This is a genomic window from Cryobacterium sp. Y82 (genome assembly GCF_002929495.1).
Lineage (GTDB): Bacteria > Actinomycetota > Actinomycetes > Actinomycetales > Microbacteriaceae > Cryobacterium > Cryobacterium serini.
Genome location: NZ_PJJJ01000024.1, coordinates 47,961 through 69,870, shown reverse-complemented (window position 1 = coordinate 69,870; position 21,910 = coordinate 47,961). Strand labels below are relative to the sequence as shown.

Here is a 21,910-nt window from a genome sequence, read left to right as displayed (position 1 = left end):
TTCACCAGCTCGTTGAACTCCGGGCTGGTTTTGCCTGACCACGGAAGCATGACGTGTGACTATACACTGCGTGTATAGTTGGAGTCGTGGACAACTCCTTGACCTTGCTCGGGTTGCTCAGCGTCGAACCCAGCTATGGCTACGACCTCAAGCACACCTACGATCGATTTTTCGGAGTGCGCAAGCCCCTCGCCTTCGGTCAGGTCTACGCGAGCCTCGCGCGCATGACCCGCGACGGGCAGATTCTTGCGCTTGCCGACGAGGCTGGCGGCGGTCCCGACCGCAAGAAGTATGAGGTGACCGACCTTGGCCGGCACCGCGTTTCGCAGTGGATGTTCACCCCCGACGTCCCCTCAGAGACTTTGCAGAGCAACCTTTTTGCCAAGACCATCATTGCCCTTCTAGTCAACGACAATGCCGACCGGCTCCTCGACGTGCAACGCACCGAACACCTCGCGCGGATGCGCGAACTCACCCGTGAAAAGCAGGGCGCGAATTTGATGCGCATGCTGCTGTGCGACCACGCGCTCTTCCACATTGAGGCCGACCTGCGCTGGATCGACCTGACCGCCGCCCGACTCACCCAACTGCGAAACGAGATCACCCTGCCATGACCGTCTTCATCCAGGCCCGGGGCCTGCGCAAGTCCTTCGGCACGACGGATGCCCTCCGGGGCATCGATCTCGACATCCACCGCGGCGAGGTCATCGCCGTGATGGGCCCATCGGGCTCTGGCAAGTCGAGCCTTTTGCACTGCCTCGCCGGTGTGCTGGTGCCGGACAGCGGCAAGGTAATCGTCGACGGTGTCACCGTCAGCGCCCTCAACGAGGCTCGTCGCTCTGCCCTGCGCCTGGCCGAGTTCGGCTTCGTTTTTCAGTTTGGGCAGCTCCTGCCCGACCTGACTGCGGTCGACAACATCACCATCCCCCTCCTGCTCAGGGGTATGAAACGCCGGCAGGCGTTGAAGGAAGCGCACGGATGGCTCGACCGCCTCGGCCTCGAGGCTGCCGCCGCCAAGCTGCCCGGCGAACTTTCCGGCGGCGAGGCCCAGCGCGTAGCGATCGCGCGGGCCCTCGTGGCGCATCCGTCGGTGCTCTTTGCAGATGAGCCCACCGGTTCCCTGGACTCACTCGCCGCCGAGAACGTTCTGACGGCGATGCTCGAGCTCGTGCGACAGGCGGGAACTACCCTGGTGATGATCACCCACGACCCTCGCACGGCGGCCTACGCCGACCGAGAGATCATCGTGCGTGATGGCCAGCTGGCCGCAACTGACCGAGTCGGGATCTCATGAACCCGAGCATCGTGCGTCTAGCCGTGATCGGCAGCCGTGCCTCCTGGGGTCGGCTCCTGGGTATCACTGCCGGTGTCGCGGTGGGTGTCACGCTCGCGCTCTTGCTCGGGGGCGCCTACCAAGGCCTCGACGCTCGCGACGAGCGGTCTAGCTGGATGAGCGCCTCCGGGGGCTACGTGGCCGACGGCGACACAAGCCCGCGCGCGGTGACCGGTGACATGGCGTCGCTCGGCACTGACCGAGTACTGCTGGCCCGGACGACCGACCGGCACGAGGGAGCACGGATCGGGCGCTTTGATGTCGCTGCACTAACGACGTCGAGCGTCACGATTCCGGGCATCACCGACCTGCCGCAGTCGGGGGAATACTACGCATCGCCCGCGCTCATCGACCGCATTGCGAGGGTTCCAGCCGACGAGCTCGGCGACCGCTTCGGAACACTCACGGGAACCATTAGTGACGCGGGTTTAGCGAGCCCCGACTCGCTCGTCGTGGTTGTCGGTGCCACTGCGAACGACCTGCTCGAGCGCCCCACGGCCCAGATTGTGACCGACTTCACGGGCCTGCCCTACCGAGCGAACTCCAGTTACCAAACCGTGGCGATCGTGGGCGCCATCGCCGTATTGTTCCCAGTGCTGCTGCTGGTGAGCATCGTGACCGGGCTCGGTGCCGCCGCCCGGCGGGAGCGCTTTGCCACACTGCGTCTGATCGGCGCTACCCCGCGCACGGTCGCCGCGATCGCCGCGTTGGAGACGGCGGCCACTAGTCTCGTCGGCGCGCTGATCGGCGTGCTGATGGCCGCACTGCTCGGCCCGGTCGCCGCGCTCGTTCCCGTCGACGACGGCGTGTTCTTTGCCGCAGACCTCGCCGTGACTCCGCTCACGGCAGCCCTGGTGGTGGCGGTGACCGTCGCGGCATCCGCGGCGACCGCGGGCTGGCGCATCCGTCGTGCGGGTATCGGGCCGCTCGGCCAAACGAAGCAGCGACAAGAGAAGACCCCCTCAATGCTTCGCCTGCTGCCCCTCGCCGGCGGGTTGGGCATGCTCATCGCCACGACCCTGGCCGTGCTCGCCGGACTACCAGTTCCGCGCGTCGGAACGCTGATCATCATCGGTTTCACCATCACCACCGTAGGTCTGCTCGTGGCAGGCCCCTACCTGACCCTGATTGCCGGCCGCATCATGGCGCGGCGCAGCGGAAAAGCGGCCGGAATCATCGCGGGCAACCGCATCCGTCGCACGCCCGTGGCCACGTTCCGCTCCGTGAGCGGCCTCGTGGTTGCCGTATTCATGGTGAGCGTCTTTGCGGGCGCCGCGACAACCGCTGACCAAAGCGCGGCCCCCATTGTTGGGCCTGGATCACTTGCCGTCACTACCCTTATCCAATATTTGGAGCCCACCCTAGACGCGGCCGACCCCGTGGGAACGGATGCAGAACGCGCGCGTCTCGCCGCAACCCCGGGCATCACCGGGGTGGTCACCGTGTACACGCTTGACTCGGGTGACAGCCCCGACGTGGGCCGGCTCTTACTCGTGGCGGAAGCCGCGAACGGCCTCGGCCTCGGGGCTGTTCCGCCTGCGGCCGTCGTCTCCGTCAATAGCGACGTCATGACGGGTGCGCCCGCCGTGTTCACCCCGGCGGAAGCGACCGATGTGGCGGAGCTCACGCCGAGCATCCTGCTCCTTGGCACCGACGGGTCGACGGCCGCGCTCGAACGGGCACGAACGGCGTTGCAGGCAAGCACGATTTTCACAACCGGATGGAGGCCCGCCGTCACCCGAACGGATCTCGCCGATGATCGACTGCAGTCCATGGCGGCCAGTTATGCCACCCTCGCCTATTTGGGTATCGGCGTGGCGACGCTTATTGCCGGGCTCTCACTCGCTATCGCCACCGTCTCGGCAATGATCGACCGTCGACGGATGCTCGCCCTGCTGCGGTTGCTCGGCATGAACCTCGCCGGCCTTCGCCGCATCATCATCCTCGAAGCGGCCGCCCCGCTACTGGCCGTAATGGCCCTGTCCATCGGGCTTGGCTTTCTCGTCGCCGACCTCATCCTTGTGGGGTTGACCGACAGTGGCCGATCGGTCGGCTGGCCCGATGCGCGCTACCTCGGAGCGCTCACAGCGAGCGTGGTACTGGCCCTCGCTGCGGTTGCCGCTGCCGCCGGTCGGCTGGGGAAAAACACGGATCTGGCCGCGATTCGCTACGAATGACCTCCTGATGCAGGATGGATCTGATGAGAACAAGAACTGACGAATCGGCCTCGGGGGATGACCGCACCTCTCGGGGTCACGCCGTGGCCGCATTTACGGCATTGGGCCTCCCCGTTCGTGTGTCCCTGCCGAGCCTCGTGTCCCTCGTCGAACAGTCAAGGAAGACGCGAATCTCGATCGCCTCCACGCCACTGCTGAATGGAACCGAAATTTGCGGGCTCTGGTTGTCGCGCGAAACCGACGATTTGATCTTCCACGTCGAAACGGATTCGGAACATCATCGGCAGCAGATTGTCTGTCATGAGTTGGCGCATATGATCTTGCGCCATGACGAGGTGGCCGACCCGACGTTACATGGCATGCTCGGAACGGATGGTCCGCTCATCGCGTTCGGCCGTTCCGATTTTCGCGACGAGTTCGAGTTGGCGGCGGAGTCGCTGGCCGATCTCCTGACCGGCGCCATTCGCACCAGCACTAAGGAGCCTGAGGGCTTCGAAGGAGTGTTTGGATGATGCAACTGATCGTCGCCCTGGCCCTCTGGGGACTCGTAGGCGCGCTGTCCCTCGGTACCCGCCGACGCACGGATCAGAGCATTCTCTATGCCGCCGTCATGATTGCGGTCTCGCTGACCCTGAACATCGACGCGGTGTACTTCGCAGCAGACGGCCTTCTCGGGGGCCGAAATTACGCGGATCTGCCCGCAAATCTTTTACTCCTCCTCGGCGTTTATTTCCTGTCGCGAGCCATTCTGCGAGCATCGTCGCCCAGCCGCGCGAACGCGGCGGCCAGGCCGTTTCGGATCGGGGCCGTCATCACGGCCAGCCTCATGGTGACGACCTTCGTCCTCATTGACGCGCCCACAACCTCGGGAACGTTTATGCAGGACTTCGGCAACCAACCCGCAGCTGCCGCCTACTCCCTGATTCAATTTACCTATTTGGGCATCGTCGTGGCCCTGACTGGAACGATCTGCCTGCGCTTTGCCGGACGCATGAGCACCCCGGCTCGTCGACTCGGGTTCCGTGTCGTGGGCGCCGGTTGTGGCGCGGCCGTTCTCACTGTGCTCAGCGTCGTGGGAATGGATCTTGCGCATGTCTTCGGGTCGCTGTCGCTGCTTTCCCTCTTTGCGAGTGCCTACGATGTGCTGAATCTGGCCGCTATCCTGCTTCTCTGTTTCGGATTATCTCTCCCGCCGATTCTGGGCTGGGTCAGCACTAAGCTCCATCGGCGCAAACTACAGGCGGCTCTCCCCGACCTCACGCGCATTTGGGCTGATGTTTCTGCCCAACGCATTGAGTTGGGTGATGGGTCTCACCCTTACGCGCCAGGTTTGGTATCGCGCGACGTTGACACCGTTGTGCACCGCATGCTGGTGGAGATCCGTGACGCTCTTCTGTTCAACCCGACTGCTCGCGACCGACTTAGAGATAAAGATCTCACGTTGCTCGCAGCGACCGAGACGCGCATCGGTGCGCAGCGGACATCCGCTTGAGAATCGGTTATCTGCTGTTCTCCGGCGGTTTGTTCTCCGGCGGTCTCCTGGTTGCGAGTCTGGCTGTCGTCAGGAAGATCATCAGAACGGATGCGCCGAGGTGCGAACGACTCCGCCTCCTCGAGGTCGATGATGTCTCGTCGTCGCCGTACGCCGTGACCCTGCCCTTGAACGATGCGACACAGGCGCCGGGACACTACGCGATCTGGTTCGACTCCGGCCGTGGCTACGCACAGCTCGGTGCAGTCCTCGCCGTTGATGAGCGCGCCTCCATCGTTACGCGTGCGGTCGTCATCGCGCGCGGCACACCGCTGCGAGCGGGCCTCTCGGCGAGGTGGAGCGGGGTCGTACCGTCGCAAGCAGTGGATGTCGCACTGCCGTTCACCGCCGTCACCGTCCCGACCGCACTCGGTCCTGCGCCCGCCTACCGCTTCGACGCCCCGATCGACCGGCTACCCGCCTCGACGTGGGCGATCCATATCCACGGGCAGGGCGCGAGCAGGGCGGGCCCGCTGCGCGGCGTTCCGGTCGCCCACTGTGCCGGCCTCACATCGCTCGTGGTCTCGTACCGGAACGACCACGAGGCCCCGAGCTCGCGCGATAGAAAATCGATGCTGGGCCAGACCGAGTGGCGCGATATCGACGCGGCCCTTACGTACGCCGTGGCCCACGGCGCAGAAAAGATCATTCTCGTTGGCTGGTCAATGGGCGCGACGATCGCTCTGCAGCTCACCCGGTCATCACAGCATCGGAAGCGCATCATCGGGCTGTGCCTCATCGCCCCGGTCGTCAATTGGCGGGCGACGATTCTTGCCGCCGGCCGTCGAGCGCGCGTGCCGGCTCCCGTGACTCGCTTGGCGCTACATGCCCTCGAAAGTCCCTCGTGGCGACGGGTAACCGGCCTGCAAGAGCCAATACGCCTCGGTGATCTGAACTGGATCGACAACGGCTTTGACCTCGAGGTCCCAACGCTGGTACTGCACAGTTTTGGCGACCTCTCCGTTCCGATCGCCCTGTCGCGGGCGTTCGCGGATGCCCACACCGGCCTGGTCGAGCTCGTCACGCTACCCCCGGCTCCGCACACGCTGGAATGGAACAGGAGCCCCCACCTGTGGGAATCCGCTCTCTCCGAGTGGCTGCATCGCATACAGCTATCGAGAAGTCCCTGGCGCAGCTCGGAATAAGGCCCAGAGCCAACGCTGGGTCTGCAGCTGCCCGTGATTCGAGGACCAGCGCGCGCTGAAACTAGCGCCTCAACTCCACTGGCCTCCTGAGCCTTGACAATTGCCGCGAACATGATTGGCTCGTATTACGTGATTTCCTCCGGAACAGTAGCCCCGTGAAAGGAGGTGGCTCGTGAGCCACCACGCCGTTATCAACCCCGCCACCGGCGAGACCGTCAAGACGTACCCCCAGATTTCGAGTGATGAACTCGAGCAGGTCATCGCATCGGCAGATGCGGCCCACGTTGGCTGGTCACGGTCTTCCTCGACCGACGAGCGGGCCGCCCTCCTGCGCCGGGTCGGTGATTTGCATGAGGAACGCCGCGACGAGCTCGCGGCCATGATCGTGCGCGAGATGGGCAAGCCCGTCGATCAAGCGCTCGGCGAGGTCGACTATGCCGCCGACATCTACCGGTACTACGCCGAGAACGCGCAGGAATTTCTGAAGGACGAACCCATCACCCTGCGCAGCGGCGGGGGTTCTGCCTTCATGCGCTCCAAATCGCTCGGTGTGCTGATCGGTGTCATGCCGTGGAATTTCCCGTATTACCAGGTTGCGCGCTTCGCTGCACCGAACCTCATGACGGGCAACACGATCATCCTCAAGCATGCGTCGCAGTGCCCGGAGTCGGCCGCGGCGATTGAGCAAATCTTTCACGACGCAGGCTTCCCGGCCGGCGCCTATACCAATGTCTACGCGGACAGCGAGCAGGTCGCCACGATCATCGCCGACCCGCGGGTACAGGGCGTCTCCCTCACCGGTTCGGAGGGCGCCGGCGCGGCCGTTGCCGAGGTCGCCGGTCGCCACCTCAAGAAGGTCGTGCTGGAGCTGGGCGGGTCGGACCCGTTCATTTTGCTGAGCACCGACGACATGGCCGCAGCAGTGGATGCCGCCGTCGCCGGTCGCCTCCGCAATGGCGGACAGGCCTGCGACGCCGCCAAACGATTCATCGTGATCGATGGACTTTACGATGAGTTCACACAGAAGTTCACCGCCGCTATCCTGGCGTGCTCTCCCAGCGATCCGACCGTCCCCGGGGCAGACTACGGACCCATTTCGTCCCTCGCCGCGGCCGAGCATCTCGAGGAGCAGGTCGAGCGCGCAGTCGCGCAGGGAGCGACCCTAGCGACCACGGGCAAACGGTCTGGCACTTTCTACCCATCGGCCGTGCTCACCGATGTCACGCCAGACAACGACACGTACCATGAGGAGTTCTTCGGCCCCGTAGCATTCGTCTACCGGGCAGCCTCAGAAGATCACGCCGTCACCCTCGCAAACGACACTCCCTTCGGCCTGGGCTCCTACCTGTTCACGACCGATCCCGAGCAGGCTCTGCGCGTTGCTGACCGCATCGAAACCGGCATGGTGTTCGTCAACCTCGTCGACGCCGGCAGCGCAGAGCTACCGTTCGGCGGGGTGAAAAGAAGCGGCTTCGGGCGCGAACTCGGACGCTTCGGTGCCAGCGAGTTCGTGAACAAGAAGCTCATCCGCATCGGCTGACCCCATGCCGACCGTGGCGGCTAAACCGTCGCTGCACGCTCCTGCGCTCGAAGGTCTTTGCGCAGAATCTTGCCGGAGGCCGACTTCGGAATCACCTCGATGAACTCGACCGCGCGCACCTTCTTGTGCGGGGCGACCCGCTCGCTGACGAAGGCCATGACCTCCTCGGCCGTGACACCAGACTCAGCCACGGTGACGACGAAGGCCTTCGGTATCTCCTGGCCGTCGGCATCCGCTGCGCCGATCACGGCCGCATCCGCGATCTCTGGGTGGGTGAGCAGCAGCGCCTCGAGTTCGGCCGGCGCTATTTGGTAGCCCTTGTACTTGATCAGTTCTTTGCTGCGGTCGACGATGGTCACCTCGCCGAGCGCGCTGACTGTGGCAATGTCTCCGGTGTGCAGAAACCCGTCGGCGTCGATGGTCTCGCGGGTCGCCTTCTCGTTGTTGAGGTAGCCGAGCATCACGTTCGGGCCACGCACCAGCAGTTCGCCCCGTTCGCTCACCCCGTTTTCTGGAGCCTCGATCTCGTCCCCGGTTTCGGTCGAGATGAGCTTGCAGTCCATGTTCGGAATTGTCACACCCACCGAGGCGCGCGACAGGTGCGGAGCATCGATTGGAATCAGGTGACTCACCGGGCTCACCTCCGTCATGCCGTAGCCCTGCAGAATGCGACAGTCCAGCCGGGCGGCGACGGCCGCGGCGAGGGCGCCGTCGAGCGGTGCTGCCCCGGAGAGAATGGTGTGAACGCTTGACAGGTCATATTTTTCGACCAGCGGATGCTTCGCGACGGCCACCGCGATCGGTGGTGCGATGAAGACGTAGCTGCAGCGGTGGTCCTGGATCATGCGCAGAAATTCGACGAAGTCGAACCTGGCCATGGTGACGAGGGCAGCCCGCTGTTTGAAGGCGAGGTTCAGCAGAACCGTCATTCCGTAGATGTGGTAGAACGGCAGCAGCGCGAGCACCTTGTCCTCTGGGACGACGCCGATCAGGTCGCGCGCCTGCTGCACGTTCGCGATGAGGTTGCGGTGGCTGAGCATGACGCCCTTGGGCGCTGCGGTCGTGCCGGAGGAGTAGGGCAGAACGGCCACGTGCGTGGCCGGGTCGATGGTCACGGTCGGCGCTGCGGCATCCGCTGCCAGCAAATCAGCGAGCGACGGATGCCCCGTCTCGCCCTCGATGACCACGATGCGCTCGTCGGGAATGCCCGACGCGTGCGCTGCCGCCTTGGCGCCCGGTAGCAGCGGCGAGACGGTGATGAGCCAGGTGGCGCCGGAGTCGTGGAGCTGGCGGTGGATATCGTCGGGGGTGTAAAGCGAGTTGATGGTGGTGACGGTTGCGCCCGCGCGCAGGATGCCGTGGAAGATGGCCGTGAATGCAGGCGTGTTCGGGCAGAGCAAGCCCACGACCGTGCCGGGACCGACACCTTCTGCGGCAAGAGCACCAGCTACCCGGGTGATCTGATCGACCAGAGTGCGGTAGCTGAGTTCAGCGCCGCTCACCCCGTCGATGACGGCAATGCGATCGAGTTCAGCCTCGCTCAAAGCGTCGAACAGGTAGTCGAAAATGGTGACGTCGGGAATCTCAACGGGAGCGTAGGGGCTCGTGAACACGAAGATCTCCTTTGATCGGGCGTGAACTCTACACGGTACCGCCCAGCGCCGGGACGAAACTGTGCATGTGACCACAGACACGCTCGTCCAATTGCCGCTGCCCGTTCACCTGCTGGTTACCCGGCGCACCATCGTTGTTGGCGTGGCCTGCTTAACGTGGCTAAACGTACTGGCCTTGACTCAGGAAGGTTTCACGTGGCAATCCCCAGCCCTTTTTCACGCACCTCTTCTCGTACCGCCACGACGGTGCTCGCCCCGATCTCCTCGATCGTGACGACCAAGGGTGAGGCGCCCGGGCATTACTTCCAGGCGATCGTGCCGGCGGACAGCAGCATTTCTTCACTCGAGGAATTCGCTGGCAAGACGGTCTGTTTCGTCGACCCGTCCTCGACCAGCGGTTACCTGTTTCCCTCCTATAACCTGCTCGAAGCTGGCGTCGATCCCGTCTCCGACGTGACCCCGGTCTTTGCCGGCAAGCACGATGTGAGCGTGCAGAAGGTGGGCGAAGGCAAGGAATGCGAGGTCGACTTCGCCGAAGACAGCGAGGTCGCCAAGAGTAACAAGGTGAAGGTCGTCGCTGAGACCATGGTTCCCGGTGCACCCGATCGTGCTGATGATTCTCGTGACGGTGGTCCTGGTCGAAGGGCTGGCAGTGTGGATGCGGCGGGTGTTCCGATGACGCGCTTCGACGTGGTCGTCGTCGGCAGCGGAATCGTCGGACTCGGGCACGCGCTCGCCGCCGTCGACCGGGGCTTGTCCGTGGTCGTTGTCGACCGGGCGGGAGCCGTCGGCGGGGCATCCGTTCGAAATTTCGGTCACCTGTGCTTCACGCCGCAAAGCGGCCTGGCCCGTGAATTTGCGCTGCGATCGCGCCCGCTGTGGCTGCGACTGGCAGCGGATGCCGGAGTCTGGCTGCGCGAGTCGGGCACCGTCGTCGTTGCCAGGGCAGACGACGAACTGGCCGTTTTATCCGAACTGGCGGCCCAGCGGGGAACCGAATCGCTCTTTGGTAGTGGTCAACCCGACGTGGTGGTGCTGAGCGCTGCCGAGGTCAACGCTCGTTTGCCGCTGGCCCCCGATACGGCACGCGGCGGAGCGATGCTTGCGTGGGACCTTCAGGTCAATCCGCGCCAGGCCGGAGCCGGTCTCGCCGCGTACCTGGCCAGTCGGGGCGTCGAATTTCGATACCGAACCGCGGTGACGGCCGTGCGCCCCGGTCGGGTCACAACGACTCGGGGGTCGATCGATGCCGGAACGGTCATCGTGGCGGTGAACCATGACATCGACCAGTTGTACCCGGAAGTCGCGGAGCGCGACGGCATTGTGCGCTGTGGCCTGGACATGCTGCGCGTCGACGCAGGCCTTCGTGCGCCCCTGCCTGCGCCGGTGCTGACCGGCTGGTCGCTTCTGCGCTACGGGGCATTCTCCGGTCTGCCGGCCGCCGCGGTTTTGGGCGAACGGCTACGGCGGGAGTACCCGGCGCTCGGCGAACTCGACCTCAACCAGATGTATACCCAGTTGCCCGACGGATCGCTGATTGTGGGGGACACGCACTATCGCGGGGCTTCCGTTTCTCCATTCCAGAATGAGCATGCCTTCGAGCAGCTGCTGCACCTCACAGGTGAGCTGTTTGGCGTGACGCGCCCGCGGGTGCTGGAACGGTGGCAGGGCGTCTACGCCTCAGGCCGTGCCGACTTTCTCATCGACCAGCCCGAACCCGGCGTCTATCTCGTTGCGGCAACCACCGGAATCGGTATGACGACCGGGCTCGGTCTCGCGGAGCACGTCATCGCAACCGTGTGCGATTCATCCATCTCCCTTACCCTGAAAGGCACCCCATGAGCACTGCACCACTTTCCCTCGATCTCGACGATTTTGACACCGAAGACGTTGACGTTGAGCTCGTAGTCTTCGACATGGCCGGCACCACCGTGACCGACGACGGACTGGTCGAGCGGGCGTTCGTGCTCGCCGCCGAGCGTTGCGAATTGGCGGACACCGCCGATGAGGTCGCCGAAGCCATCGATTTCGTGCGCGAGACCATGGGGCAGTCCAAACTTGACGTCTTTCGCGAACTGACCGACTCCGAAGAAGCGGCCGTCGCCGCGACGGCCGAGTTCGAAGCCGCCTACGGTGAACTCGTCGAACAGGTCGGGGTGACGGCGATCGCGGGCGCGGCCGACCTGTTCCAGGAACTGCGGGACTCCGGTGTGAAAGTGGCGCTGGTGACCGGATTCTCCCGAGCGACGCAGGACACGCTCATCGACTCACTCGGATGGAACGACCTCATCGACGTCAGCCTCTGCCCGGCCGAAGCCGGCCGTGGCCGCCCCTACCCCGACCTGCCGCTCACCGCGCTACTGCGTACCGGGGCGTCGAGTGTTGCAGCCATGGTTGTCGTCGGCGACACCGCGAGCGACATGCGCTCAGGCCTGAACGCTGGCGCCGGCCTGATCGTGGGAGTGCTGACCGGCACACACGACAGCGACACCCTCGAAGAAGCCGGGGCCGACGTCGTCATCGCGAGCGTCGCCGACCTCGCCGAACTGCTCGGCCTGCGTGAGGAGACGATCGAGTAGCCATGCCCGAACACGATTCAGTTGCTGAACACCTGACGCTGCCAGCCCTCACCCGCGGAGTCGGACGTGAGGTGGTGTTGCCGCGCGCCGCAGAGGCCATGGTCTGGTCGGGGGTTGGCCAGCCGCTCGCATGCGTGGCGGTACCCGGCGTGCTGCTGCGACCCGGTGACGTGCTGGTCGAAGTTGAATTGGCCACGGTTTGCGGCTCCGACGTACACACAGTGCTCGGTCACCGTTCGTCTGCCAAACCGCTCGTGCTCGGGCACGAGCAGATCGGCCGCATCGTCGCCGTCACCGAACGATCATATGCAGCAAATGGAATGCCCCTGCGGGTCGGGCAACGAGTGGTCTGGTCTGTCGCCGTAAGTTGCGGAACCTGCCCGCGCTGCCGTCGTGGCCTGCCCCAGGAGTGCCTCGAGGTGGTCAAATACGGCCACGAACAGATGCAGCGCGGCTGGGAACTCAGTGGAGGTTTCGCCACCCACGTGCAGGTGCGCGCCGGGACCGCGGTCGTCGTCGTCGACGAGCAGGTTCCCGCCACGGTCCTGGCCCCGGCTTCCTGCGCGACCGCCACGGTTGTCGCGGCGCTTCTGGCGGCATCCGCTCTCGTGCCGCTGGCCGGAGCCACCGTGTTGGTGACCGGCGCGGGAATGCTCGGCGTTACGGCCTGCGCGATGGCCACGGACGCCGGCGCCGTCGTGGTCGTCAGCGACCCGGACGCCGCCCGCCGGCAGCTCGCGCTCGCGTTCGGGGCCGCAGCGGTCGCGGACCCTGAGGCGCCGCGCGAATCGCCGACCGGGGTTGCGAGCGTTCTCGCCGCACTACAGGATGCGGGTGCTGCCGAGCCGACGATCGCACTCGAACTGAGCGGCGCGCGGTCAGCCGTGCAAACGGTGATAGACCTGATCGGTACCGGCGGCGTGGTCGTGCTGGTCGGCAGCGTCTCACCCGGGGCGCCGGTGCTGCTCGACCCGGAGTCGATCGTGCGCCGCCTGATCACCGTGCGCGGCGTGCACAACTACACACCGGGCGACCTGCAGCAAGCCGTGACCTATCTCAGCGGAGCGTGGCACCGGCATCCGTTCTCGGCCCTCGTCGGAACGACGTTCCCCCTCGAGAAAGCGGATGCTGCGCTCGCGTTGGCCGCCATCGCGCGGCACCCCCGTGTCGGCATCACCCCGCAGCCACCCGCGACGCTCGGCTGAGTCACCCCGGTCGTTCTTCACCGCGCCAGCTACTGGTGGACGCGCCAGTCATCGTGGGGGCACCGACCGGTTACCGGTGCGGTGACCAATAATGGCGCTAGCTGCCGGCGCCGGGTGGACCGATCGTGAGCAGAGTCGCCATAATCGACACCAGCGCGATACCCATGATGCTGGCGAGCAGGACCGGTCGGGCCAGCATCCAGCGCAGCAGGGCGCTGAGCCGGGTGTGGTCGCGTAGATCGCTTGTGCGCGTGGAACGCCAGCCGCCGTCGAGGGCCCCGCGGCGTTCGAGGGCCCGGTCGAAGGCAATCGTCGCGAACGGAATGATCGCCGTGAGGCAGGCCAGGGCGATCAGCCGGGCTTTCCAATGCTGGTTGACACCAATGAAGACGGCCGTCATGGCGTAGGCGATGAAGACGAGACCGTGCAGGAACCCGCCGATCTGCACTCCCCACTCGCCGGCCCGTACGACGTATTTCAGTAGCATGCCGATGATCAGCAGCGACCAGGTGATCGCCTCGGCAATGGACACGAAGCGGTACAACGAGCGGGGAGACACGAAAATACTCCAGAAGTTGGTAGACGGTAGGCGAAAGCTACGCCCGAGGATGAGCCTGATCTTTTAGGTCATCCGCGGCCGGGTGTTGGTCAGGGTCAGGCGCACGAGTCGAGCGGGGCTGTTGGACGACCTTGGCCAGCACTGGAGAGAACAGCACCACGAGCAGCCCCGCCGCCGGAACAATGAGCAGGCCGAATCGGAGGGACGAGGCATCTGCTATCGCACCGACGAGCGGCGGCGACAGGAGAAACCCCACCCGCAGGAGCCAACTCACGATCGTGAGGCCCGTGCCGGGCTTGAACCCTGGGAGTTCATTGGCGGCATGCATCGCTGCCGGGATGAGCGTTGCTACGCCAAGCCCGGCCAGGCCTAATCCGATCACCGTTCCGACGATTGTCGGGAAGATCAGGGCAACGCCCATTCCGACAAAGACGATCACGCCGCCGGTGCGAGCCACGGCGCGCTGGCCGAAGCGATCCACCAGTCGGTCCCCGAAAATCCGCCCGACAAACTGCATCCCCTGCAGGGCGATGAAGCCGAGACCCGCGACGAATGCCGATGCGCCGAGGGAATTCGACAGGTAGATCGCAGACCAGGAGCTTCCCGCATCTTCCACGACAGCGCCCGATGCCGCGATCATGACCAGCGCGGCGAGGACCGCGTATTTAACCAACGATCCCAGCGTGAGCCCGGCTGCTTTCGGTCGGCTGTTTTCCGGAGCCAGAAACGGGGTGACCTCGGAAGGTTCCGGACCATCCAGGAGCAATCGGTAGGCAACGAGCGCCATGAGACTGAACAGAACGGCTGAGGCGGTGAGGTGAGCGGACAGCGGGATTGCCAGTTGCGCCGCCACCGCGCCGAGGATGCCACCGCACACCGCTCCAACACTCCACACCGCGTGGAAGGAGTTCAGGATCGATCGTTGGTAGAGCCGCTGCACTCGTAAGCCGTGCGAGTTCTGCGCGACGTCGGTGATCGAATCCATCGCTCCGGCGAGAAAGAGGCCGGCGGCGAGAGCAACCCAGACGGGGGCAACTCCGGCCAGAAGTATTCCGGTGGCCGTCAGTGCGGTGGCCACGATCGCCACTCGAGACGAGCGGAAGCGGCGAACCAGTACTCCGGCCGTCAACCCAGCGATGAGCGCCCCGAGGGGGAACGCGGCGACAGCGAAGCCAAACGCCGCGTTGGTGAGTTCGAGGTCGGCTTTGATCTCGGGGTATCGCGGCAAGAGGTTGGAGAAGAGAGCCCCATTGGTGAAGAACAGCACCCCCACGCCGGTGCGAGCTCGACGCACACGGGTGGGGGGTTGCGCGGAGGGGCCCGGCATGGGCTAGCGCGCGACGAGCGCCCCGGCGATGACCGAGGTGAAGAAAGTCAGGCCGTCGACGCCGCTCGCCATGGCATCGTCGGTGTCGGGGCCGAACCCGGCCTCGACGGCGTGCTCGGGGTGCGGCATGAGGCCGACGACATTGCCGCGGGCGTTGGTCACGCCGGCGATGTCGTTCAGCGACCCGTTCGGGTTGCCGCCAATGTAGCGGGCCACGATGCGGCCCTCGCCCTCGAGTGCCTTGAGGGTCTCGTCGGAGGCCATGAACGAGCCCTCGCCGTTCTTGAGTGGAATGACGATCTCGGCGTTGGCGGAGAACTCGCTCGTCCAGTCGCTCGCGTTGTTCTCGATGCGCAGGCCCTGGTCACGGCAGATAAAGCGGCCCTTGTCGTTCCGAATGAGTCCGCCGTCGAGCAGGTGGGCCTCGGTGAGCATCTGGAATCCGTTGCAGATTCCGAGCACGGGCATGCCTTTGTTCGCCGCGTCGATGACCTCGGTCATGATCGGTGAGAGGCTCGCGATGGCTCCGGCCCGCAGATAGTCGCCGTAGCTAAATCCGCCCGGCAGCACGAGGGCATCGACACCGTGCAGGTCGTGGTCGCCGTGCCAGAGGGACACGGCGTCGGCGCCGGCCAGGCGAATCGCGCGCGCAGCGTCGCGATCATCGAGCGAGCCGGGAAAGGTGACGACGCCGATGCGCATCAGGCGACCGCTGACGAGGGGGCGTCCTGCACGTGGATGCCGACGACATCTTCGATCACGGAGTTGGACAGCACCGTGTCGGCGAGCTCGCGCACGGCGGCTAAAGCGTCGGCATCCGCTTCACCTTCGATGGAAATCTCGAAGCGCTTGCCGACGCGCACGCCGGTGACGTTTGCCAGCGCTGACTGGGTCTGACCGAGGCGACCGAGGGCGCCGGCGACGGCCTTGCCCTGGGGGTCAAGCAACTCGGCCTTGGGCATTACTTCGACGACGATCGTTGGCACAGGGCACTCCGCATACAGTCTGGGGCTTATAGTCGTGGCAAATCCCTATAATTCTATAGGCCGGGTCGACCGCGCTGGCCCGCCTCGGTGTGGGCCGACTCTGCTACGCCGCTCTGGCCGAGCAAAATGCCGCGCAATACGTCGCGCACGGCGGCCACCCCGTCGTAGGTCTCCACGAAACTCGTGCTGAACGGGGCGAGGCCGAGCCGCAGCCCGTTGGGTGCCCGAAAATCCGGGATCACATCGTTGTCCCACAGAATCTTCGTGACCTCGCGCATAAGCGGATGGTTGATGGTCACGTGCCCGCCGCGGTGGGTCTGCTCGCGCGGCGAGGCAACGGTGACCCCCATCGGCGCAAGCCAGTCATCAACAAGCGTGATCGCGAACTCGGTCAGCGCGACCGACTTGGCTCGTACCGCCCCGATCGTGGCTTCGCCCAGCATGGCGATGGTGTCCTGCATGGCGAGCATACCCAGCACGGCAGGCGTGCCGCTCATGAATCGACGGATGCCGGTGGCCGGCCGGTACCCCGGCCCCATCTCGAAGATGGCTTGAGAACCCATCCACCCCTGAATCGGCTGGGTCAGCACGGACTGCAGGTCGCTTTTCACATACCCGAAGGCCGGAGCCCCCGGGCCCCCGCTCAGGTATTTGTAGGAGCAGCCGACCGCGAGATCCACGTCGCAGCGGTCGAGTTCGATTGGAACAGACCCGACCGAGTGGCTCAGATCCCAGAGCACGAGGGCATCATGCTCGTGCGCGACGGCCGTGATGGCCTGCATGTCGGCGAGGTAGCCGGAGCGGTAGGCCACGTGGCTGAGCAGCACGAGCGAGGTCTGCGGGCCGACGACGCTGCGTACCTGTTCGGCGGTGACCCCGCCCTCGGTATCGGAATCGATCCACCGGAGTGTCAGGCCGCGCTCGCGCGCGATGCCTTCCAAAACGTAGCGGTCGGTGGGAAAGTTGTCACTGTCGAGCACGATCTCGGTGCGTCGCGGCCGTGAATCCACGGCGGCCCTGGCCAGTTTGTAGAGCAACACGGTGGTCGAGTCACCGACGAAAACCTGCCCGGGCTCGGCGCCGAGGCAGGCCAGGCCGAGGTCGTCACCGATCTGCAAGGGCAGTTCCATCCACTGCTCGTCCCAGCCGCGAATGAGCCGGGTGCCCCAGTCGTGTTGCAGAAAGTCGGCGATGCGTTCGGCGCTGGCCCGCAGCGGGCGTCCGAGCGAGTTGCCGTCGAGGTAGGCGCGTGGGTTGGCGGCGTCGGCGTCGGTTCCCAGAAACCTGGCGCGAAAGTGCGCCAGACCGTCAATGCGGTCCATCCGCCGGGCAAAAGCGAGGGGGACATCGAGGCTATTCGCACCGTTCATAGTGGGTGTCATGCGAGAACCTCCAGTTCAAAACGGGTGAGGGCGCGAGCGGTGACGAGCCAGTCGGCGAAGTCTTCGGGGTTACGTGGTCGTTCGCCCGGAATAAATGTGACCCGAGTGTCGGCCAGGGTCAGGCCGAGCGGTGCCGGCGAGCAGAGCGCGGTCAGGACGTCGTCGGGGGACAGTCCGGCGCCAAGCAGCGCCGTGATCTCACGGGAGTTCAAACCGAGTGGGAGTGGCCCGTTGCCGAGATCGGTACCGTAGAGCACCCGGCCGCCGGCCGCATGGAACCGACGCAGATTGTCGCTCGCAATCTCAAATGCGGGGGTGGGGCGACCCCAACCGTGAATGTCCAGCGTGCTGATCCAGGTCATGCGTGCGGCCATCGCGGTCACGAGATCGTCGGGGAGGCACTCCGAAAAAGGGGTGTGGGCGAAGGCATCCGCTCCGGCCACAAACGCGCGATCGGCCTGTCCCGCACCCTCGGCGTGTGCGACGACCGGCAGCTTCAACTCGTGTGCCCGGCCGACGACCGCGGCCAGAGCCTCGGTGCCGAGCACCGGCCCGGCCAGTGAGTTCAGGGTGATTTTTAGAACGGATGCCCCGGCTGCCGCCTGCAGATCGACCGCGATGGCGGCGTCCGCTGCTGAGGCGACCGCACAGCTCCAGCCGGGCTCGGCCCACCCGGCACGCAGAGGGTAGCCGCCGAAAGCAGTGATGAACTGGTGTGCGCATGCCAAATCGGGCATAGCAGTGTTGAGACCGTCCGGCAGCCAGCCGCCGAGGTCGAACGCCCGAGCGATTCCGCCACCGGGCAAGAGAGTTGCGTCGATCAGGGCGAGGTGCACGTGCGCGTCGAGAAAGCCCGGCAACACCGAGCCTCGACCGACCAGAAAATGAGTGGTCACGCGCCGATCTCCGTGCGTACGGCGAACAGCTCTGGGAAAAAGGTGAGTTCGAGAGCTTTTTGCAGAAAGGCCGCGCCGCTCGACCCCCCGGTGCCCTGCTTCGTGCCGATGATGCGCTGCACCGTCTTGAGGTGGCGAAACCGCCAGAGTTGAAAATTGTCTTCGAGGTCGACGAGTTCCTCGCAGGCCTCATAGGCGGCCCAGTGTTCGCTGGCATTCTCGTAGATTCCGCGAAAAGTTTGCACGAGCTCTGGGCGAAATGTCCAAGCCTCGGTCACGTCGCGTTCGAGTACATCGGCCGGAATATGGAAGCCGTCCCGGTGCAAATAGCGCAGAAACTCGTCGTAGAGGCTGGGCGCTTCGAGTGTTGCGGTCAGCAGGGCGTGGGCCGGGGCATCCGCTTCGAAAACCGTGAGCATGCGGCGGTTCTTGTTGCCGAGCACGAACTCGACCGCGCGGTATTGATACGACTGGAACCCGCTGGAGTTGCCGAGATAGTGCCGAAACTGGGCATATTCAGTGGGCGTCAGGGTGGCGAGCACCGACCACTGCTCGGTGAGGGTGCGCTGAATATGCTTGACCCGGGCGATACCCTTCAGGGCTGGCGCGAGCTGGTCCTGACGCAGTGCCTCGATGGCCGCGTGCAGTTCGTGGAGCACAAGCTTGAGCCAGAGCTCTGTGGTTTGATGCTGGATGATGAAGAGCAATTCATCGTGGTGTTCCGGAACGCTGACCGGCTTCTGCGCATCGAGCAGCGTGGGCAGGTCGAGGTAGGCCCCGTAGCTCATCTTTTCTCGAAAATCGGTGACAATCTTGGGGTCGAATTCGCGAGTGTTGTTCTTGAGAGTCATCGGGTTCCGTTCGGCTTGTTCAAATTGTGCGCAGGTTGCAGCGATGGGCGCAACACTAAAGCGAACCGTGCCGGCCGAAGTTCTAGACTGGAGCTCATGACCCCGCCGACCCGAAAGCCTCAGGATGGCGTGCCAACCCCGTCTGCACCCGAGAAGTCTGCACCCGTGCCGCCTCGTCGTCGCGACGCCCGGCTGAACCGTGACCGCCTCATTGTGTCGGCTCGCGCCCAGTTCGCGCAGCACGGTATCGATGCTTCACTCGAGGAGATCGCGCGTCAGTCCGAGGTTGGCGTGGCGACCCTGTACCGCAACTTTCCGACCAGAGACGACCTTGTGCGAGCGCTTTACGACCTCGCCCTCGCCGAACTGCACGCGGTGCGCGGAGAGATCGAGGCGGCGCCCAACCCGTGGGAGGCGCTCGTCATCTACACCGAACGGGTTGCGGAATGGCTCGTCGCTGAACCGGCGCTGCCGCCGATTTTGCGCCGCATGGCCCAACTGGACCCGTCGGCGCGACCCGCCGCCGAGTTCGACGGCTTCATCGCAAGTCTCGTGGCCCGCGCGAAAAAGGACGGAACCCTGCGCCGGGACGTGGACGCGGTCGACCTCGCTGTGCTCGTCACTATGGTCGGATCGCTGGGCGGCCTCGGCGCCGGCTATGCCGGCCAGTGGCGTCGGCAGCTCTCCATCGTGCTCGACGGCCTGCGTGTGGCCGACGCGACCCGGCCCAAGCTGCCCGGCCGCCCGCTCAACATCAAGGACTACCAGGCCACCGTGCACGGGCTCACCCGTCGCGCCGCTCGCGCCGCACGCTGATTCGTCGCAGGCACGTCGGCGTCCCCGGTGCTGCCCGCGGTGCTGCCCGCGGTGCTAGAGCGTCGCGACCGGGTCCGAAGCGGATGCCGCACCGCTGGCGCGCACCCGGATGCGGTTGGCCCACGGGTCGTCAAACGCGAGGGTCTGCCCGTCGTGACTGGTGGGGACTTTGTAGTGGGTCATCCGCTCGTTGAGAGCGCCAATGTCGTCGGCGCCGGGCACGATGATGCTGATCTCCCCAAGACCCAGCGCCAGGCGGCGCTTGCCGCTGCCCGAGCTCTCCCAGGTATTCATGGCCATGTGGTGGTGGTAGCCCCCGGCCGAGACGAACAGGGCGGAAGGACCAAAGTTTGCGGTCGCCTCGAAGCCGAGACGGTTCACGTAGAACTCGCGAGCGCTCGCGACATCTCCGACCGAGAGGTGCACGTGACCGACGACGGCGCGGCCCTCACTCGGCGCCGCCGACAGATGCTCAGAAATGAAGGCGTTCGGGTCGAGGTGGAGCGAGGCCATTTCTACCTGGCCGTGGGTCCAACTCCACAGGGTGCGGTCGCGGTCCCAGTACAACTCGATGCCGTTTCCCTCCGGGTCGGTGAAGTAGAAAGCCTGGCTGACCAGGTGATCGGCGCTGCCGGTGAAGGTTCCCGGGGACTTCGTGCCGATCGAGTACACGGCGGCAGCGAGGTCGGCCTGCGTGTCGAACAAAATGGCTGAGTGGTAGAGCCCAGCCGAGCGCGGTTCAGCCGCGGCGAGCTCGGGCGCGTGCTGCAGAATAACGAGCGGTGTCTGGCCGCGCCCGAGCACCGCGACCGGCCCGTCATGGCTCTGTAACTCGAGCGTTACGACGTCTCGGTAATAGGCGATCATGGCGTCGAGGTTGCCCACGCGCAGGGTCACCGCGCCCATTCCGGTGTCGGCGGCCAGCAGGTCCTTCGCGCTTAGAGTCACAGCAGGCACAACTCAGGCGTTGCCCGGGCTATTCCGCTATCCCCAGGCATCCGGACGGCAGTTTGCGTCTCAGGCGCCGGTGAGGCGCTCGAGCAGTTCGCGATAGCGGGCAGCCGTCTGCTCCACGATCTCGGACGGCAGCTCGGGCGGGGCGCCGGTACCGTCCCAGTGGGCGGCGAGCCAGTCGCGCACGATCTGTTTGTCAAAGCTCGCCATGCGCTCGTCGGGCGTCGTGCCGGTGTGCCAGGCTTCTGCGTCCCAGTACCGACTGGAGTCGCTCGTGAGCACCTCGTCGGCGAGCACTGTCGTGCCGGTCTGCCGATCGGCGCCGAATTCAAACTTGGTATCGGCGAGAATGACGCCGGTCTTCTCGGCGATCGCTCCGGCCGTGGCAAAGAGGGTGAGCGAGAGGTCGCGGAGTTCGGCGGCAACGCCCGCCCCGACGAGTTCGATCGTGCGCTCGAACGTGATGTTCTCGTCATGCTGGCCCATCGGAGCCTTCCACGCGGGGGTGTAGATGGGTTCCGGCAGGCGGTCGCCGTTCTGCAGGCCGGCCGGCAGCTTGATGCCGCACACCGACTGGGACTCGACGTATTCCTTCCAGCCGCTGCCCGTCAGGTACCCGCGCACAACGCATTCGATTGGATACATGTCGAGGGTGCGGCAGAGCATTGCCCGGCCAGCGACGGGCGCCGGGATGAGCTCGCACACGGTGCTTCCGAGCTGTTCGTGGTCGGCGACGAGGTGATTGGGGATGCCGGTCAACCGGTCGAACCACCACAGGCTGAGGGTCGTGAGTAGCTCACCCTTGCCCGGGATGCCCGGCTCCAGCACATGGTCGAACGCGCTCACTCGGTCGCTGGCGACCACGAGCACGCGGGAGGCGCTCGCCAGGTCGGCCGGGACATCCGTCGTGCCGCCGGTCGGAATATACAGGTCTCGCACCTTGCCAGAGTAGGCATGAGCCCATCCCGGCAGTTCGCGGGCGGCGGATGCTGTGGGCTGCGCGAATTCGGTCACGC

21 protein-coding genes are annotated in these 21,910 nt (G+C 65.3%); 11 read left to right on the top strand and 10 right to left on the bottom strand.

The window, feature by feature from the left end:
- The first annotated feature begins 86 nt into the window (after window positions 1-86).
- From CXY70_RS03210 to CXY70_RS03180, 7 genes are all read left to right on the top strand, one after another.
- Window positions 87-614, top strand: a complete 528-nt coding sequence (locus CXY70_RS03210) for a PadR family transcriptional regulator (protein WP_104190944.1) — start codon at window positions 87-89, stop codon at window positions 612-614.
- The gene (locus CXY70_RS03205; protein WP_104190943.1) at window positions 611-1,294 is read left to right on the top strand and encodes an ABC transporter ATP-binding protein; all 684 of its coding nucleotides are present in this window, start codon (window positions 611-613) and stop codon (window positions 1,292-1,294) included. Before CXY70_RS03210 ends, CXY70_RS03205 begins: the two co-directional genes overlap by 4 nt.
- Window positions 1,291-3,510, top strand: a complete 2,220-nt coding sequence (locus tag CXY70_RS03200; protein WP_104190942.1) for an FtsX-like permease family protein — start codon at window positions 1,291-1,293, stop codon at window positions 3,508-3,510. The genes CXY70_RS03205 and CXY70_RS03200 overlap by 4 nt, the downstream gene beginning before the upstream one ends.
- 23 nt (window positions 3,511-3,533) lie before the next feature.
- The gene (locus CXY70_RS03195) at window positions 3,534-4,022 is read left to right on the top strand and encodes a hypothetical protein (protein WP_146066041.1); all 489 of its coding nucleotides are present in this window, start codon (window positions 3,534-3,536) and stop codon (window positions 4,020-4,022) included.
- Window positions 4,019-5,002: a hypothetical protein gene (locus tag CXY70_RS03190; RefSeq protein WP_104190940.1), complete on the top strand. Its 984-nt coding sequence runs from the start codon at window positions 4,019-4,021 to the stop codon at window positions 5,000-5,002. Before CXY70_RS03195 ends, CXY70_RS03190 begins: the two co-directional genes overlap by 4 nt.
- Window positions 4,999-6,186 carry a S9 family peptidase gene (locus CXY70_RS03185; RefSeq protein WP_104190939.1) on the top strand — a complete coding sequence of 396 codons (1,188 nt, stop codon included), beginning with the start codon at window positions 4,999-5,001 and terminating at the stop codon, window positions 6,184-6,186. The genes CXY70_RS03190 and CXY70_RS03185 overlap by 4 nt, the downstream gene beginning before the upstream one ends.
- A 172-nt stretch (window positions 6,187-6,358) precedes the next feature.
- Window positions 6,359-7,726, top strand: coding sequence for an NAD-dependent succinate-semialdehyde dehydrogenase (locus CXY70_RS03180; protein WP_104190938.1), 1,368 nt, complete (start codon window positions 6,359-6,361; stop codon window positions 7,724-7,726).
- Window positions 7,727-7,746: 20 nt separating this feature from the next.
- Here CXY70_RS03180 and CXY70_RS03175 read toward each other — a convergent pair whose 3' ends face one another.
- Window positions 7,747-9,339, bottom strand: a complete 1,593-nt coding sequence (locus CXY70_RS03175; RefSeq protein WP_104190937.1) for an AMP-binding protein — start codon at window positions 9,337-9,339, stop codon at window positions 7,747-7,749.
- A 21-nt stretch (window positions 9,340-9,360) separates the two neighbouring features.
- Here CXY70_RS03175 and CXY70_RS03170 point away from each other — a divergent pair, with 21 nt between their 5' ends.
- From CXY70_RS03170 to CXY70_RS03160, 3 genes are read left to right on the top strand one after another with little or no spacing between them, the layout of a single operon-like run.
- Window positions 9,361-11,181 carry a TIGR03364 family FAD-dependent oxidoreductase gene (locus CXY70_RS03170; protein ID WP_104190936.1) on the top strand — a complete coding sequence of 607 codons (1,821 nt, stop codon included), beginning with the start codon at window positions 9,361-9,363 and terminating at the stop codon, window positions 11,179-11,181.
- Complete coding sequence (locus tag CXY70_RS03165; protein ID WP_104190935.1) at window positions 11,178-11,918, top strand: phosphonatase-like hydrolase; 741 nt, start codon at window positions 11,178-11,180, stop codon at window positions 11,916-11,918. The genes CXY70_RS03170 and CXY70_RS03165 overlap by 4 nt, the downstream gene beginning before the upstream one ends.
- Window positions 11,919-11,920: 2 nt before the next feature.
- The gene (locus CXY70_RS03160; RefSeq protein ID WP_233205711.1) at window positions 11,921-13,123 is read left to right on the top strand and encodes an alcohol dehydrogenase catalytic domain-containing protein; all 1,203 of its coding nucleotides are present in this window, start codon (window positions 11,921-11,923) and stop codon (window positions 13,121-13,123) included.
- Between the two features lie 97 nt (window positions 13,124-13,220).
- Here the strand turns inward: CXY70_RS03160 and CXY70_RS03155 are convergent, their stop codons facing one another.
- The 7 genes from CXY70_RS03155 to kynA are packed head-to-tail and all read right to left on the bottom strand — an operon-like array spanning window position 13,221 to window position 19,124.
- The gene (locus tag CXY70_RS03155; RefSeq protein ID WP_104190934.1) at window positions 13,221-13,682 is read right to left on the bottom strand and encodes a DUF3817 domain-containing protein; all 462 of its coding nucleotides are present in this window, start codon (window positions 13,680-13,682) and stop codon (window positions 13,221-13,223) included.
- Window positions 13,683-13,719: 37 nt separating this feature from the next.
- Entirely contained in the window at window positions 13,720-15,009 is a 1,290-nt protein-coding gene (locus tag CXY70_RS03150) for an MFS transporter (protein ID WP_104190933.1), read from the bottom strand.
- Between the two features lie 3 nt (window positions 15,010-15,012).
- Window positions 15,013-15,711, bottom strand: a complete 699-nt coding sequence (purQ, locus tag CXY70_RS03145; protein WP_104190932.1) for a phosphoribosylformylglycinamidine synthase subunit PurQ — start codon at window positions 15,709-15,711, stop codon at window positions 15,013-15,015.
- Window positions 15,711-15,995 (bottom strand): phosphoribosylformylglycinamidine synthase subunit PurS, encoded by a 285-nt coding sequence (locus tag CXY70_RS03140; protein WP_104190931.1) that lies wholly within the window; start codon window positions 15,993-15,995, stop codon window positions 15,711-15,713. Before CXY70_RS03140 ends, purQ begins: the two co-directional genes overlap by 1 nt.
- A 53-nt stretch (window positions 15,996-16,048) precedes the next feature.
- Window positions 16,049-17,377: a kynureninase gene (locus CXY70_RS03135; RefSeq protein ID WP_104190930.1), complete on the bottom strand. Its 1,329-nt coding sequence runs from the start codon at window positions 17,375-17,377 to the stop codon at window positions 16,049-16,051.
- A complete protein-coding gene (locus CXY70_RS03130; RefSeq protein ID WP_104190929.1) occupies window positions 17,374-18,273 on the bottom strand; it encodes an amidohydrolase in 900 nt (299 codons plus the stop codon). Before CXY70_RS03130 ends, CXY70_RS03135 begins: the two co-directional genes overlap by 4 nt.
- Window positions 18,270-19,124, bottom strand: a complete 855-nt coding sequence (kynA, locus tag CXY70_RS03125; protein ID WP_104190928.1) for a tryptophan 2,3-dioxygenase — start codon at window positions 19,122-19,124, stop codon at window positions 18,270-18,272. Before kynA ends, CXY70_RS03130 begins: the two co-directional genes overlap by 4 nt.
- Window positions 19,125-19,220: 96 nt before the next feature.
- On the opposite strand from kynA, the gene CXY70_RS03120 reads away from it, so the two are divergent.
- Window positions 19,221-19,940 carry a TetR/AcrR family transcriptional regulator gene (locus CXY70_RS03120; protein WP_104190927.1) on the top strand — a complete coding sequence of 240 codons (720 nt, stop codon included), beginning with the start codon at window positions 19,221-19,223 and terminating at the stop codon, window positions 19,938-19,940.
- Between the two features lie 54 nt (window positions 19,941-19,994).
- On the opposite strand, the gene CXY70_RS03115 is transcribed toward CXY70_RS03120, so the two are convergent.
- A complete protein-coding gene (locus CXY70_RS03115) occupies window positions 19,995-20,846 on the bottom strand; it encodes a VOC family protein (protein WP_104190992.1) in 852 nt (283 codons plus the stop codon).
- Between the two features lie 111 nt (window positions 20,847-20,957).
- Complete coding sequence (locus CXY70_RS03110) at window positions 20,958-21,908, bottom strand: phosphoribosylaminoimidazolesuccinocarboxamide synthase (protein ID WP_104190926.1); 951 nt, start codon at window positions 21,906-21,908, stop codon at window positions 20,958-20,960.
- Between the last annotated feature and the right edge of the window lie 2 nt (window positions 21,909-21,910).